Below are 14,743 nucleotides of genomic sequence, written 5' to 3'. Positions count from 1 at the left end.
GGAAACCCATCATGCAAGCACTCGTACTGGAACACGCGCATTCCATCACCCTGCGCGACATCGATTTGCCGCTTGCCGTCGGCCCGCGCGACGTGAAAATCAAGATCCATACCGTGGGCATCTGCGGCAGCGATGTGCATTACTTCAAACATGGCAAGATCGGCCCCTTCGCCGTCGAAGCGCCGATGGTGCTCGGCCACGAGGCGTCCGGCGTGGTGGCCGAAGTGGGCGATGGGGTGACGCACCTGAAGGTGGGCGACCGCGTCTGCATGGAGCCGGGCGTGCCGCAGTTCGATTCGCCGGCCACCATGCGCGGCCTGTACAACCTGGACCCCGCCGTACGCTTCTGGGCCACGCCGCCCATCCACGGCTGCCTCACGCCGTATGTCGTGCATCCGGCTGCCTTTACCTTCAAGCTGCCCGACAACGTCAGCTTTGGCGAAGGCGCCATCGTCGAACCGCTGGCCATCGGCCTGCAGGCGGCCAAGAAGGCGGCCATCAAGCCGGGCGACGTGGCCGTGGTGATCGGCGCCGGCACCATCGGCGCCATGAATGCGCTGGCCGCGCTGGCGGGCGGCTGCTCGCGCGTGATCCTGGCCGACCTGGTGCCGGAAAAGCTGGCCCTGTTCGCCGGCAATCCCGCCGTGACCACGGTCGACGTGCGCCACGCCAGCCTGTTTGATACGGTGCGCGAGCTGACCGACGGCTGGGGCGCCGACATCGTTTTCGAGGCCAGCGGCAGCATGCGCGCCTACGACAACATCGTCGACCTGCTGTGCCCGAACGGCTGCCTGGTGCTGGTCGGCATGCCGCCCGAAAATGTCCCTTTCGATATCGTTGCCATCCAGGCGAAGGAAGTGCGCATCGAATCCGTGTTCCGCTACGCGAACATCTTCCCGCGCGCGATCGCCTTGCTCGCCTCGGGCAAGATCGACGTCAAACCCTTCATTTCGCGCACCTTCGGCTTTGCCGACGGCGTGCGGGCGTTCGAGGAAGCGGCCCAGGGCCATCCGCGCGACGTCAAGATCCAGATCGAACTGGCAGGAGACTAACCATGGCAAACATCGCTTGCAGGCAGTTGCACAAGACTTATGACGAGAAGACGGCCGTGCTGCAGCCGTTCGACCTGGAGATAGCTGACGGCGAATTCATCGTCCTGCTGGGGCCATCGGGCTGCGGCAAGTCGACCTTGCTGCGCATGATCGCGGGCCTGGAAGACATCAGCGGCGGCGAGCTGCACATCGGCGGCGCCATCGTCAACGATTTGCCGCCGCGCGCGCGCAACGTGGCGATGGTATTCCAGAACTACGCGCTGTATCCGCACATGACGGTGTACGACAATATCGCCTTCGGCCTGCGCCGCCTGAAGGTGCCGAACGACGAGATCGAGCGCCGTGTGCGCGAGGTGGCGGCCATCCTCAGCCTGGACAGCCTGTTGGAACGCAAGCCGCGCGCCATGTCGGGCGGCCAGCAGCAGCGCACGGCCATTGCGCGCGCCATGATCAAGACGCCGCAAGTGTTCCTGTTTGACGAACCGCTGTCGAACCTGGACGCCAAGCTGCGTGCGCAACTGCGCGCCGACATCAAGCGCTTGCACCGCCGCCTGCGCACCACCACCTTGTACGTCACGCACGACCAGCTGGAAGCCATGACCCTGGCCGACCGCGTGGTGCTGATGAAGGGCGGGCATATCGAGCAGATCGGCACGCCGGCGGAACTGTACAACCATCCGCGCACCCTGTTCGCGGCCGGGTTCATTGGCACCCCTGCCATGAACTTCATCGATGGCGTCGTCGAGAAGGATGGCTGGCAAACGGTGCTCGTGTGCGCCGGCTACCGCTGGCCATTGATATCGCCCCGCTTCACCGCGCTGGCCGAGGGCACGCGCGTGGTATTCGGCCTGCGTCCGAATCACTTGCGCGCGGCGCTGCCGCAGGAGCATGCAGGCACGCATGGCCTGGCGTGCGTGATCGACCTGGTCGAGCTGCTGGGCGCCGAAGCGCTGATCAGCTTCCAGTGCGGCGCCCTGACCTTGTCGGCGCTGCTGCCGGCGAACGCGGCCAACAGCGCGGCGCAGGTGGGCCAGACCCTGGCGCTGGCCTTCGATGAAGAGCACATGCACCTGTTCGACGCCGACAGCGGTCTGGCTTTGGCGCTCAATGCCCAGGTAAGTGGTTAGAATAGCTGGCAACGAGACCGCGCAAGGGAACTGCCGTGACGCCTGACCTGGAACTGATCCACAAACCGATCCATGAATCGTTTCGCGCGTGGGCGCACGGCTTTCCGCATACGGTGGCGAAATGGCATTTTCATCCCGAGTACGAACTGCACTTCATCATCACGTCAAACGGCAAATTTTTCATCGGCGACCATATCGGCAGCTACGGGGCGGGCAATCTGATCTTGACGGGGCCGAACCTGCCGCATAACTGGGTCAGCGAATTGCCGGAAGGCGTGGTGCTGCCCGAGCGCGACCTGGTGCTGCAGTTTTCCAGCGACTTCATCGAACGCTGCGCGCTGCTGTTCCCGGAAATGGCACCGCTGAAAGCCCTGCTGGGCGAGGCTGGCAGGGGCTTGCAATTTCCCGATGCGCTGGGCCTGCGCCTGGTGCCGCTGATGAAGGAATTGACGACGGCGCAGGGCTTGCGCCGGGTCGAACTGTTTACGCGCCTGTTCGGCGAGTTGTGCGAGTGCCGCGAGCGGCGCCCGCTGGCCAGCGTCACTTACTTGGCACAGGCCGGCCGCTACATGTCGTCGACCATCAACCTGGTGCTGGCGTATATCAAGCAGAACATCACGCTCGATTTTTGCGAGCAGGACGTGGCCGACGTGGCGGAAATGAATACCTTGAAATTCACGCGTTTCTTCCGCAAGCATACGGGCACCTCGTTCATTCAATACGTGAACCAGGAGCGCATCGCGCTCGCTTGCGAGCTGCTGATGAACACGGACATGAAGGTCACCGATATCTGCTACCGCACGGGCTTCAACAACCTTTCCAATTTCAACCGCCAGTTTTTGGCGCACAAGCACATGTCGCCGTCGAAATTCCGCTCCTGCCTGCTGATGAACATGCCCGATCCATCCGGCGACGGCCATTCTTAACTTTATTCTGGAATCAAATGACTTATCTCGGTATCGATATCGGCACTTCCGAAGTCAAGGCCATCCTCACCGATGACGCGCAAACCATCGTTGCCAGCGCCGGCGTGACCCTGCGCGTATCCAGTCCCCATCCCGGCTGGTCGGAACAGAATCCCGAGGACTGGTGGCACGCCACCCTGGACGTCATCGCCGCCATCCGCGCCGCCCAGCCGGTGGCGTTTTCCGGCTTGCGCGGCATCGCCCTGTCGGGCCAGATGCATGGCGCCACCCTGCTCGACAAGCAGCAGCACGTGCTGCGCGCGGCCATCCTGTGGAACGACACGCGCGCCTTTGCCGAATGCGTGGAACTCGAGGCGCTGGTGCCCGAGTCGCGCGCCATCACGGGCAACCAGGCCATGCCCGGCTTCACGGCGCCCAAGCTGCTGTGGCTGCAAAAATACGAGCCATCGCTGTTCCGCGCCACGGCCAAGGTCTTGCTGCCCAAGGATTACGTGGCCCTGCGCCTGACGGGCGAGTATGTGTCCGACATGTCCGACGCTTCCGGCACCCTGTGGCTGGACGTGGCCAAACGCGACTGGTCCGAGCGCATGCTGGCCGCCACCGGTTTGACGCGCGAGCACATGCCGCGCCTGGTCGAAGGCAGCGCCGCCGCCGCGCAGGTGCGGCCTTCGCTGTGCCAGGAATGGGGCATCGTGCACCCGGTGCTGCTGGCCGGCGGCGCGGGCGACAATGCGGCGGCGGCTGTCGGCCTGGGCGTGGTGGAGCCTGGCGCCGGCCTGCTGTCGCTGGGGACCTCCGGCGTACTGTTCGCCGGCAGCGACGGTTTTGCACCGAATCCCGGCCAGGGCGTGCACGCGTTCTGCCATTGCCTGCCCGAGCGCTGGCACCAGATGAGCGTGATCCTCAGCGCCGCGTCCAGTCTCAGCTGGGTGGCGCGGCTGACGCAGTCGGGCGACATCGGCGAATTGGTCAACCTGGCGGAAAACGTCGAGGCGCGCACGGCGCCCATCTTCCTGCCGTATTTGAGCGGCGAGCGCACGCCGCACAACGACGCTTCCGCGCGCGGCGTGTTTTTCGGCCTGTCGACGGAACACGGGCGGGCCGAGCTGGCGTACAGCGTGATGGAAGGCGTGGCCTTTGCCATGGCCGACGGCAATGCGGCCCTGCGCAGCGCCGGCACACAGCTGGAAGAAGCGTCGTTCGTGGGCGGCGGTTCGCGCAGCCGCTTCTGGGCGCAGCTGTGCGCGAATGCCTCGGGCTTGAACGTGCTGCGCCACGACCACGGCGCGGCTGGCGGCACCATGGGCGCTGCGCGTCTGGCGCAGATGGCGGTGACGGGCTTGCCGCCCGCGCAGGTGTGCACGCGGCCAGCCGCGCAGGAGACAATCGCGCCGCAAGCGTCCTCCATGCTGGACGAACGGCTGGCGCGCTACCGGCGTTTGTATCCGCTGCTGCGCGCGGAGTTTGCGGGAGCGGCTGCGGTGTAGCGCTGAAGCGACCGGCAAGATTGCCGGCCTGACCATGCTGCGAGCGCGTCATTATAGCCAGGCAGTCAACCTTTCCTTGTAATTTGTTGTTTCTATGTTGAAAGTGTTTCTCTAGCGAAAGCGTTGCTTGGTTTTTCACGGGGCGCACCGCATGATTTCCCCATTTGGTGAGAATTGGATAGTTTTGGCGGCGCCTTTGTTGCCATCCTGTTCTTGCCGCCGGGAGAAACCCATGCAACTCGCGAATCTGAAAATCTCCATCCGCCTCGGTCTGTTGGGCGCCTTCTTCTTTCTTGCGCTGGTGTTCGTCGGTGCGCGTGGCTGGAGCGCGCTCGACGCGGCCAGTGCGCGCAGCGCGGACGCCATGCAGCGCTCCGTGGCCCTGACGGAAGCGGTCGATGCGGCGCGCAGCGCGCAGGTGGAATTCAAGATCCAGGTGCAGGAGTGGAAAAACATTTTGCTGCGCGGCGGCGATGCGGCCGCCTTCCAGCGTTACCGTGAAGCGTTTGTCGCCAGCGGCGCGCAGACGCGCAAGGAATTGAAAAGCCTGCAATCGATGATGGCGGCGCTGGGGCTCGACACGGCGCCCGTGGTGCAGGCGCTGCAGGCGCACGATGCGCTGGGCGTGAGCTACCTGGCGGCCCTGCAAAAATTCGATGGCGCGCGCGCCGACAGCGCCCACGTGGTCGATGCACTGGTCAAGGGCATGGACCGCGAACCGACGCGCCAGATCGATGCCATCGTGACGACCATCGGCAAACAGTCGCACAGCCTGATGGCGCAGATGAAGGAGCAGGACGCGGCCGCGCACCGCAGCGCCAGCATCGCCATGCTGGCCACCGTGCTGGTGACCCTGGTCGTCGGCAGCGTCACCGTGTGGTGGCTGATCCGCAGCATCACGGTGCCGCTGGGTGCGGCTGTCGGCATCGCCCAGCAAGTGGCGGCCGGCGACCTGCGCGCCGTGGTGGCCGATGGCAGCCGAGATGAAATCGGCGACCTGCTGCGGGCCCTGAAAGCGATGAGCGGCAACCTGGCCGCCATCGTGGGACGTGTGCGCACCGGCACGGACGCCATCGCCACGGCCTCGGCGGAAATCGCCAGCGGCAATATGGACCTGTCCTCGCGCACGGAAGAACAAGCCAGCTCGCTGGAAGAGACGGCCGCCTCGATGATCGAGTTGACGTCTACCGTGCGGCAGAATAACGACAACGCAGACCAGGCGCGCCAGCTGGCTGGCGGCGCGTCCGACGTGGCGCAGCGCGGCGGCGCAGCCGTGGCGCAGGTGGTGCAGACCATGAGCCATATCAATGCCTCGTCCAAGCGCATCGTCGACATCATCGCCGTCATCGACGGCATCGCTTTCCAGACGAATATCCTGGCCCTGAATGCAGCCGTGGAAGCGGCGCGCGCGGGCGAACAGGGGCGCGGCTTTGCCGTCGTGGCGACGGAAGTGCGCAGCCTGGCGCACCGCTCGGCCGCGGCGGCCATGGAAATCAAGCAGCTGATCGGCGAATCCGTGCGCACGGTGGAAGAGGGCAGCGTGCTGGCCGGCCAGGCGGGGCGCACGATGGATGACGTGGTGAGCAGCGTGCAGCGCGTGAACGCCATCATCGGCGAGATCGCCGTGGCCAGCGTGGAGCAGCGCGACGGCATCGAGCAGATCAGCATCGCCATCAGCCAGATGGATGGCGTGACGCAGCAGAACGCGGCCCTGGTGGAGCAGGCCGCCGCCGCCGCAGACGCGCTGCAGCAGCAGGCGGCCAGCCTGGCCGACGCCGTCAGCATCTTCAAGCTGCACGGCACGCCCGGCGTGGTCGCAGCGGCGGGCGCCGCCCCGGCCCGGACGCTGTCGCTGGCCTGAAGCGGGCGTGCCACGCGCCGCTTGATGCCAGTCAAGCGGCGCCCGATCAGGCAAATATCGCGCCAAAATTCTTATATTATTTCCTTTCAGCATGTATCTGCGCCCGGCCGCATGGCGCACGTTGCAAAGGAAAACCATGTTCCGTACTTTCCGCCTGCCGGGTGACGCATGACGGCGCTGCTGCTGGCGCTGTGCCTGGCCCTGGCCATGGTGCTCGCCGTGCTGCTGGCCTGCCAGTGGCGGGCGGCGCGCATGTGGCGCATGCGCCATGCGACGGGCGTGGTGCTGCAGGCGGCGCAGGCGCAACGCATGGCAGATGCGCTGTCGCTGCTGCATGCGCTGCCGGCGGCCGTCATCGGCACCGACCACGATGGCGTGGTGCGGTACCTGAATCCCCGCGCCAGCGCCATGGGCGGCTTGCAGGGCGACGATGGCCCGGGCCAGGCCGTGACGCAGCTGCTGCCGCTGTTTCATGATGGCACGCCCATCGATGCGGCGCGCCAGGTGCGCGACTGCGTGGCGCGGCAGGAAGTGCTGGAAGTGGCGCGCGGCGCCGTGCTGCTGCGCCATCTCGACGGCAAGCGCATCGACGTGCAGTACAGCTGCGCGCCACTGGCGCAGGGCGGCGCGGTGCTGCTGCTGCACGACGTGTCGGCCCGCCGGCGCGCCGAGCAGCAGCTGGAATTCATCGCCCACCACGACGGCTTGACGGGCTTGCCGAACCGTTTGCATTTCCAGATCCGCTTCGAGCACGGCATCGCCTACGCGCGCCGCCACCAGGGGCTGCTGGCCGTGCTGTTCGTCGACATCGACCGCTTCAAATCCATCAACGACAGCCTGGGGCACGACGTGGGCGACCAGGTGCTGACGGAGTTCGCGCGCCGGGTGCAGCAGTGCGTGCGCAAGGTCGATACGGTGGCGCGCCAGGGCGGCGACGAATTCATCATCCTGCTGACGGAACTGCGCACGGCGCACGATGCCGAGCGGGTGGCCGAGAAAATCGTCCGCGCCATCGCCGCGCCCTTCGTCATCGGCGAATACAGCCTGTCGGTGGCGGCCAGCGTGGGCGTGGCCCTGTACCCGGACGACGATGACGACGTCAATGCGCTGATCGAAAAGGCCGACCTGGCCATGTACGCGGCCAAGCGCCACGCGCCCGGTACCTGCCAGCGCTATGCGCCGCGCATGCAGACGCAGTCGTATTCGCGCACCATCCTCGAGACAGCCCTGCGCCACGCGCTCGAACGCAATGAATTCGTGCTGTACTACCAGCCGCGCATGGACTTGAAGACGCGCAGGATCACGGGCGTGAAGGCGCTGCTGCGCTGGAAGCACCCGGAACTGGGCCTGATGATGCCGCTCGACTTTTTGCCGGTACTGGAGGAAAGCGCCTTGATTCTGCCGGTCGGTGCCTGGGTGCTGGCCACGGCCGTGGAGCAGGCGCGCAGCTGGATCGCGCAGGGGCAGATGCTGACGGTGTCCGTCAGCCTGTCGGCGCGCCAGTTCTACCAGCGCGATATCGCGCGCAATTTCGCCGCCGCGCTCGAGGCGGCCGGCGTGCCGGGCCATTGCATCGAACTGGAAATCGCCGCCGGCATCCTGATCGACAGCAACCAGAACTGCGAACTGATACTGCGCCAGTTCCGCCAGCTGGGCATGGCGATCGCCATCAGCGATTTCGGCACGGGCGACGCTTCGCTCACTTACCTGAAACGCTTTCCCACGGATGCTGTGAAGATCGAAAAGTGCTTCGTCGACGACCTGGGCAAGCCGGGCGGCGATAGCGCCGTGGTGCGCGCCATCGTGGCGATGGCGCGCACGCTCGGACTGCGCACCATCGCCGGCGGCGTGGAAAGCGGCGAGCAGCTGGAACTGCTGGCCGAGATGGGCTGCGACGAAGCATTCGGCTATTTTCTCGGCCGCGCCGTGGCGCCCGAGGACATCGAGGCGCTGCTCAAAAGTAGCGAAGCCATTCAGAACTGATAGCGCAGCGCCAGCATCGCGTTGCGCGGATCGCCGTAGTAGCCGCCCATGCCCGTCGAATAGTACTTCTTGTCGAAGACGTTATTGACGTTCAGGGTCGCCACCAGCTGTTTGCTGACCTGGTACTGCGCCATCAGTCCCGCCACCGCATACGCCTTCTGCGTGAAGCGTTCGCCATTCGGTCCGCGATCATCCATGTAGATATCGCTCTGCCAGTTCACGCCGCCGCCCAGCACCAGGCCCGGCACGCCTTGCGCCAGGCGCCAGGTGGTCCACAGCTTGGCCATGTTCTGCGGCTGGTTGGTCTGGATGCGTGCGCCGGCGGCATTGCGGATGCGGCTATGCGCATAGCTGGCCGTCAGTTGCCAGTCGGGGCGCAACTGGCCCGATACTTCCGCCTCGAAGCCGCGCGTGGTGGCGCCCTTGACCGTGTGATAGGCGTAGGAACCGCCGCCCGTGCCGATGATCCAGACATTGCCCGGATCGGCTTCGGCCAGGTTTTCCTGCCTCAGCTGGAAGACGGCGGCGCTGGTGGTGAGCTTGCCGCCGAAGAATTCGCCCTTGGCGCCCACTTCGTAGTTCTTGCCCTCGAGCGGTGCCAGGAAGCGGCTGTTGACGTCGCGCTGGCTTTGCGGCGTGAAGATGCTCGTGTAGCTGGCATAGGCCGACCAGTTTCTGCCCAGGTCGTAGACGAGGCCCGCATACGGCGTGATCTTGCCGTTTTCGCGCATCGCGTCGTACAGGTCCGTGTCGGCATCGTAATCGCTGCGGATGTCGCGCTTCCAGTACGACAGGCGCGCGCCCAGGATCACCGACAGCGCGTCCGTCGGGCGCAGGCGCAGCGTCGAATACAGGCCGCTTTCGCGCTCCTTGTCGTACGAGCTGCCCAGGCGCGTGCCGCTGTAGTCGGGCACCGGCATGTCGCCATTCCAGGCGTGGATATTCGGCACCGCATGGTCATAGCCGGCCAGGCGCCAGCCCGGATAGATGGGGCTATTCGTCTCGAGTTCCGAGGCGCTTACGCCCAGCACCAGTTCGTGCTGGCGGCCGAAGGCCTGGAACGGTCCGCTGACGTACGCGTCGAGCGAGGTCTGTTGCGGCTTGCTGTGCCAGTTGGCCAGCCACAGCCGCATGCCGCCGCCCGTCATGCGGTCCGGGTAGCCATTGCCGGAAAAACCCTGCAAGGCGTCGTACTGGTTGCTGCTGCGGCTGACGGCCAGCTTGGCGATCCAGTCGTTGTCGAAATAATGGTCGAGCGTGGCGAACAGCATGCTCTGCTCGCGGTCATACGTGCTCCACGCGGCCGTGCCGTTCATCGAGCGGGGGAAGCGCGTCTGCGAGCCGTCGGCATAGAACATGGGGAATTCGCGGCCCGCGCCCTTGAGCTTTTCCTGCTGGTAGTTGATGCCGGCGCTGAGCACCGTCGACGGCGTCAGGTCCGCTTCGACGATGGTGTACAGCACGTCCTTTTTCTGCCGGTAGCGGTCGATGAACGAGCGCTGGTCTTCATGCGCGGCGACGAGGCGCGCGCGTACCTTGCCGTCCGCCGTCAACGGCGTCGAGACGTCGCCTTCGATGCGGTAGCGGTCCCATGATCCCAGCTGCGCGCCGGCCGTGGCGGCAAAAGCGCGGCCCGGGCGCTTGCGCACCAGGTTGACGGCGGCCGACGGGCTGCCCGTGCCGCTGATCAGGCCCGTGGCGCCGCGGATGATTTCGACGCGGTCGTAGATGGCCATGTCGTAGGTGCGCGCTTCCAGGTTCTTGCTGGTCGGGATGCCGTCGAACATGTACGACGTCACTTCGAAGCCGCGTGAAAATACCTGGTCGTATTCGCGCGTGCTCGACGAATGGTCGACCGTGATGCCGGGTGCCTGCACCAGCACGTCCTGCAAGGTGCGCAAGCCCTGGTCGTCGATCTGCTGGCGCGTGATGACGCTGACGGCCTGCGGCGTTTCGCGCAGCGACAGATTCAGGCGCGTGGCGCTGGTCAGGCCCGCGTAGCCGCGCTTGCCTTCCGTGGTGCCGTCGCGCAGGGCGCTGGAGCTGACGGCCACTTCGTCCAGGGTGGCGGCAATCGGCGCGCCGGTCGATGCGGCGCCCGCCTTGCGCAGCACGTAGCTGCGTTCCCCGCTGGGCAGCGCCTCGAGGCCCGTGCCGGCCAGCAGGCGGGCCAGTGCCTGCGGCACCGTGTAGCTGCCGCTCAGGCCCGGCGTGCGCACGCCTTGCAGCAGTTCGGCCGCCGCGCCCACGCTCACTTTTGCTTCGATGGCAAAGCTGGCGATGGCGGCGGACAGTTCGCCGGCCGGCACGTGGAAGACCGTTTGCGCTGCGGCTGGCGTGGTGGCATCGGCCGCCATGGCCGGCGCCTGCGCCAGCGACAGCAGGATCAAGGCGCTGCCGATGGCGCGCGCGAGGGGAGTCAAACGGGGTGGGTGCATGGTGTGGCCTTTCCGGTGAGTGTCGTTGTCGTACTTACAGGACAGGCCATGCCGAAAAAAGGGGCCAACTTTTAACAATTATTTTTTGCGGGCCGCGATGGTGACCCAGTACGGGGTGCGGTACAGCACGTCGACGGGCAGCATGCGCGCCAGGCTGTCCAGCACGGCGCCCGTGTCGTCGAGCTGGAAGGCGCCCGACAGGCGCAAGCCCGCCACTTGCGGCTCCACGCGCAGCAGGCCGGGGCGGTAGCGTGACAATTCGGCAGCGAAGGTATCGAGGCGCATGTCCTGCACCGCCAGCATGCCGCGCGCCCACGCATCGGCTTGCAGCGGCTCCGGCGTGGGCAGGCCCGCGTGATTGGCGTCGAAGCGGCTGTGCTGGCCCGCCACGAGCGTGCGGACGGTGGCCGATGCCGCGCGCGGCGTGATTTCCACCGCGTGTTCGAGCACCGTCACGCGGCTGCCGTCGTCGTCGACGCGCACGGTAAAGCGCGTGCCCAGCGCGCGGATGCGGCCATGGCAGGTGGCGACGATGAAAGGGCGGCTGCCCGCATGGTCGGGGCGCGTCTGCACCAGCACTTCGCCGCGGCGCAGCGTCAGCCGTCGTTCGCCGGCGCCATACGCCACATCGACGGCGCTGTCCGTATTGAGCACCACGGTGCCCCCATCGGGCAGCGAGACTTCGCGCCGTTCGCCCACGCCGCTGCGGTAATCGGCCAGCATGTCGTGGCGTACCAGCAGCCAGGCGGCGGGCGCCGCCATCAGCGCCAGCAGCACTTGCACTGCCACGCGGCGCTGCGGCCGGCGCAGCACGGGCACGGCCAGGTCCGGCGGCAGCAGGCCTGCCGTCTGGCTCACCTGCTGCACCCTGTTCCAGGCGCGCGCGTGTTGCGGGTCGCGTGCACGCCACTGGGCGCTGGCGGCCAGGTCGTCCGGCGTGGCCTGGCCCGACTGCTCCAATAAATACCATTCGACGGCCTGGCGCGCCACCTTGCGCGACAACGGTGGATATGGCGAAGTGGCCGCGCTCATGCCGGCAAGTCCTGCGCCAGCAGCACGCATTCGGTCAGCGCCTCGGCCATGTAGCGTTTCACGGAGCGCTCGCCGATGCCCAGCTGTGCGGCGATGTCCGCATAGGCATGGCCTTCGATCTGCGCCATGATGAAGACGGCGCGCACCTTCGGTTTTAGGCCGTCGAGCATCGTGTCGATCGCTTGCAGCGACTGCAGGATTTCCGCGCGCTGCTCGGCCGATGGCACATGCTGTTCGGGCAGGGCGGCCAGCGCGGCCAGCCACGCGCGTTCCAGCGACTGGCGGCGCAAGTGGTTGATCAGCAGATGTTTGGCGACGGTCGCCAGGTAAGCCTTGGGCGTGCGCAGGGCCGGCGTGTGCGGCTGCATGGGCGCGCCGGCCAGCAGGCGCGCGAAGGTATCGTGCATCAGGTCGGCCGCCTCGGCAGCATTGCCCAGGCGCCGCTGCAGCCAGTGCGCCAGCCAGCCGTGGTGCGCGCGATAATGGCTTTCCAGCTGCGTGGGCAGCAGGGGGGGCATGGCCATGATAATTACAGCACTGCCAGCGCGACGGCGGCCAGCAAGGCCGCCACGCCGATGATGCGCGCCAGGCGCATGGCCTGGTGGGGCGCATACGGCAGCAGCCAGATCAGCAGCAAGCCGCAGCCCGTCAGGCTGCCGACCCAGTAGACGAGGCCATAGCCGCCGCCGGCGATGTGCATGGCCCAGGCCAGGGCCGCCGCCAGCGCCAGCCAGCCTGCCCACTGCAGGCGGCGGCGCAGCGGCGCGGGCGGTTCGGCGCCGCGTCCGTGCAGGTCGGCGTAGTGGCGGTCCATGGCCAGGCACAGCGAAGACAGGCCCGCATAGCACAAGGCAAAGACGAGGAAGTTCGACAGCAGCTCCATCACGCGGCCTCCATCGTCTGCGCCGGTTGTACTGGCGCCGCCTTGGCCGCTTTCACGGGCAGCGGTTTCAACTTGAACGCCGCATACGCGAGGCCCAGGCCCAGCACCAGCACCACCAGGTCGAAGGCGGCCACCGCCACCGGGCCACGGCCCAGGAACAGCGTGACGCCCAGGTGCGAATCGGTGGTAAAGACGTTCAGCACGGGCAGCGACGCCAGCAGGAAGGCGCCGGCGGCCAGCTGCATTCGCCACATGGCGCGCGACGGGCGCAGCTGGGCGATGATGGCAGCCAGGGCCCAGGCGCCGAAGAAGCAGGCGATTTCCTCTTGCGGCCGGTCTTCCATCGCCACCGGCAGCAGGCGGTTGGCCCAGAAGTAGGCGCCGAAGGCGATCGGGATGCCGGCGATGGCGCCGATGTTGAGCGCCTCGACCAGGCGCAGGCCGAAGCTGGCGCGCTTGCCGGCGGCCAGCGCCTTGGCCTGCTTCTGGCGCGTCTTGACGGCCCATAGCAGGGCGCCCGTGGCAACCATGGCGCAGCCGGCCAGGCCGGACAAGAAGAACAGGGCGCGCAGCAGCGGGCCGCCGAAATGCGCGACGTGCAGTCCCACCATCACGCCTTGCGTGGCGGCCGCGCCGGGCTGCGCCTCGCCTTCGCTTGACAACAGCTTGCCGGAAACGCCATCGAATTCCATCGACGGCTGTTTCGACGACATGTCGCGTCCACCCGCGCGCGTCAGTGAAATGGTGGCGTTGGCGTCGCCCGGGTGGCTGACGGAGATACGCTCGACCTTGCCGCCGCCCCAGTGCTGTTCCGCCTGGCGCACGAGGGGCGCGAGCGCCGTCAGCGGCGCGGCCACGCCGGCCGGCTTGCTGTCGCCCGAGCGGCCGGGAAACGCCTCGGCGAAGAAGGCATCCTTGTCGCCCTTGTAGGCGGCCGTGGCGCCCGATGGCATGTACAGGAACATCAGCGTGACCAGGCCCGTGTAGGTGATCATGATGTGGTAGGGCAGGGCCAGCACGGCCGTCACGTTGTGCGCATCGAGCCATGAGCGCTGGCCTTTTTTCGGCCGGAAGGTAAACAGGTCCTTGAAGATGCGCTTGTGCGTGACGATGCCGCTGATGATGGAAACGAACATGAACATGGCGCAGAAACCCACGATCCAGCGGGCCCAGATGGCCGGCATGTAGTGCAGGTCGAAGTGCAGGCGGTAGAGGAATTCGCCGCCCCGCGTCTCGCGCGGCTTGAACAGCACCTCGCCCGTGGCCGGATCGGCTTTTTCGCTATGAAAATTGCCGCGCCGTCCGCGTTTCTTTTCGCCCGGTTGCGATGGCTTGCTCCAGCCCAGTTGCGTGGCGGGGCTGCGCTCGCCGGGCAGGCTGATGAACCAGCGCGTGGCGCCCGTGGCCCGCTCTTCCATCGCTTTTTGCGCGACCTTGGCCGCTTCCTCGGTGCTCACTTGGCTGGCGGCGGCGCCATGCAGTTCGGGCTGCATCCACAAGGTGATTTCATTGCGGTAGTAGCTGGCCGTGCCGGCGCAAAACACCAGCAGCAGGATCCAGCAGACGAGCAGGCCGGACCAGGTGTGCAGCCATGCCATCGACTGGCGGAAACCTTCTTTCATGCGAGACTCCAGGATAGTGCGTCCATCCATTGCAGGATGGCGGCGATGACGGCGGCCGGCATCAGAAGGCCCAGCCAGGCGCGCAGGGCGCTGCGCGTGGCGAAGACCCACATCACGGCGCAGGTGTAGATGGCAAACGACAGCAGGGTGGCTGTCATGACGGCTTCGGAACGGGCCATGGGCAGGCTTACCGACAGCAGCATGGTGACCAGCGCGGCCAGCACATAGCCGCCGACGATGGCCGCCACACTGCGCGAGGCCACGCCGAGACGGTAGACCACGCCGGCGGACAGCCGCAGGCGCGGCATCTTAATGATGGCTGGCGCTTGCAT

The 14,743-nt window shown here is 66.7% G+C and carries 12 protein-coding genes; 6 read left to right on the top strand and 6 right to left on the bottom strand.

What is annotated here, in order from left to right; all coding sequences use genetic code 11:
- The first annotated feature begins 11 nt into the window (after positions 1-11).
- From AC54AG_RS02410 to AC54AG_RS02385, 6 genes are all read left to right on the top strand, one after another.
- Entirely contained in the window at positions 12-1,052 is a 1,041-nt protein-coding gene (locus AC54AG_RS02410) for an NAD(P)-dependent alcohol dehydrogenase (protein ID WP_331776932.1), read from the top strand.
- A 2-nt stretch (positions 1,053-1,054) separates the two neighbouring features.
- Positions 1,055-2,179: an ABC transporter ATP-binding protein gene (locus tag AC54AG_RS02405; protein WP_496629407.1), complete on the top strand. Its 1,125-nt coding sequence runs from the start codon at positions 1,055-1,057 to the stop codon at positions 2,177-2,179.
- 35 nt (positions 2,180-2,214) lie between these two features.
- On the top strand, positions 2,215-3,105 hold the full coding sequence (locus AC54AG_RS02400) for an AraC family transcriptional regulator (protein ID WP_058048865.1): 891 nt from the start codon (positions 2,215-2,217) through the stop codon (positions 3,103-3,105).
- A 17-nt stretch (positions 3,106-3,122) separates the two neighbouring features.
- Complete coding sequence (xylB, locus tag AC54AG_RS02395; RefSeq protein WP_496629406.1) at positions 3,123-4,592, top strand: xylulokinase; 1,470 nt, start codon at positions 3,123-3,125, stop codon at positions 4,590-4,592.
- 232 nt (positions 4,593-4,824) lie between these two features.
- Positions 4,825-6,453: a methyl-accepting chemotaxis protein gene (locus AC54AG_RS02390; RefSeq protein WP_496629405.1), complete on the top strand. Its 1,629-nt coding sequence runs from the start codon at positions 4,825-4,827 to the stop codon at positions 6,451-6,453.
- Between the two features lie 168 nt (positions 6,454-6,621).
- A complete protein-coding gene (locus tag AC54AG_RS02385) occupies positions 6,622-8,436 on the top strand; it encodes a putative bifunctional diguanylate cyclase/phosphodiesterase (RefSeq protein ID WP_496629404.1) in 1,815 nt (604 codons plus the stop codon).
- Here the strand turns inward: AC54AG_RS02385 and AC54AG_RS02380 are convergent.
- From AC54AG_RS02380 to AC54AG_RS02355, 6 genes are all read right to left on the bottom strand, one after another.
- Positions 8,427-10,874 carry a TonB-dependent siderophore receptor gene (locus AC54AG_RS02380; RefSeq protein ID WP_496629403.1) on the bottom strand — a complete coding sequence of 816 codons (2,448 nt, stop codon included), beginning with the start codon at positions 10,872-10,874 and terminating at the stop codon, positions 8,427-8,429. The two genes, AC54AG_RS02385 and AC54AG_RS02380, sit on opposite strands and share 10 nt — an antisense overlap.
- A 78-nt stretch (positions 10,875-10,952) precedes the next feature.
- Positions 10,953-11,906 carry a FecR domain-containing protein gene (locus AC54AG_RS02375; RefSeq protein ID WP_496629402.1) on the bottom strand — a complete coding sequence of 318 codons (954 nt, stop codon included), beginning with the start codon at positions 11,904-11,906 and terminating at the stop codon, positions 10,953-10,955.
- Positions 11,903-12,430: a sigma-70 family RNA polymerase sigma factor gene (locus AC54AG_RS02370; protein ID WP_496629401.1), complete on the bottom strand. Its 528-nt coding sequence runs from the start codon at positions 12,428-12,430 to the stop codon at positions 11,903-11,905. The genes AC54AG_RS02375 and AC54AG_RS02370 overlap by 4 nt, the downstream gene beginning before the upstream one ends.
- A 5-nt stretch (positions 12,431-12,435) precedes the next feature.
- Positions 12,436-12,789, bottom strand: a complete 354-nt coding sequence (locus tag AC54AG_RS02365; protein WP_034747326.1) for a DUF3325 domain-containing protein — start codon at positions 12,787-12,789, stop codon at positions 12,436-12,438.
- A complete protein-coding gene (locus AC54AG_RS02360; protein WP_496629400.1) occupies positions 12,789-14,411 on the bottom strand; it encodes a PepSY-associated TM helix domain-containing protein in 1,623 nt (540 codons plus the stop codon). Before AC54AG_RS02360 ends, AC54AG_RS02365 begins: the two co-directional genes overlap by 1 nt.
- A complete protein-coding gene (locus AC54AG_RS02355; RefSeq protein WP_070301399.1) occupies positions 14,408-14,743 on the bottom strand; it encodes a DUF3649 domain-containing protein in 336 nt (111 codons plus the stop codon). The genes AC54AG_RS02360 and AC54AG_RS02355 overlap by 4 nt, the downstream gene beginning before the upstream one ends.

The organism is Janthinobacterium sp. BCJ23 (genome assembly GCF_059617945.1).
This window is presented reverse-complemented; position numbering and strand designations above follow the sequence as displayed.

What these genes read in the sequence shown, in the direction of transcription:
- AC54AG_RS02390 (WP_496629405.1), top strand. Translation starts at nt 4,825, where the DNA reads ATGCAACTCGCGAATCTGAAAATCTCCATCCGCCTCGGTCTGTTGGGC.
- AC54AG_RS02360 (WP_496629400.1), bottom strand. Translation starts at nt 14,411, where the DNA reads ATGAAAGAAGGTTTCCGCCAGTCGATGGCATGGCTGCACACCTGGTCC.
- AC54AG_RS02410 (WP_331776932.1), top strand. Translation starts at nt 12, where the DNA reads ATGCAAGCACTCGTACTGGAACACGCGCATTCCATCACCCTGCGCGAC.
- AC54AG_RS02355 (WP_070301399.1), bottom strand. Translation starts at nt 14,743, where the DNA reads ATGCAAGCGCCAGCCATCATTAAGATGCCGCGCCTGCGGCTGTCCGCC.
- AC54AG_RS02370 (WP_496629401.1), bottom strand. Translation starts at nt 12,430, where the DNA reads ATGGCCATGCCCCCCCTGCTGCCCACGCAGCTGGAAAGCCATTATCGC.
- AC54AG_RS02405 (WP_496629407.1), top strand. Translation starts at nt 1,055, where the DNA reads ATGGCAAACATCGCTTGCAGGCAGTTGCACAAGACTTATGACGAGAAG.
- xylB (WP_496629406.1), top strand. Translation starts at nt 3,123, where the DNA reads ATGACTTATCTCGGTATCGATATCGGCACTTCCGAAGTCAAGGCCATC.
- AC54AG_RS02380 (WP_496629403.1), bottom strand. Translation starts at nt 10,874, where the DNA reads ATGCACCCACCCCGTTTGACTCCCCTCGCGCGCGCCATCGGCAGCGCC.
- AC54AG_RS02385 (WP_496629404.1), top strand. Translation starts at nt 6,622, where the DNA reads ATGACGGCGCTGCTGCTGGCGCTGTGCCTGGCCCTGGCCATGGTGCTC.
- AC54AG_RS02375 (WP_496629402.1), bottom strand. Translation starts at nt 11,906, where the DNA reads ATGAGCGCGGCCACTTCGCCATATCCACCGTTGTCGCGCAAGGTGGCG.
- AC54AG_RS02365 (WP_034747326.1), bottom strand. Translation starts at nt 12,789, where the DNA reads ATGGAGCTGCTGTCGAACTTCCTCGTCTTTGCCTTGTGCTATGCGGGC.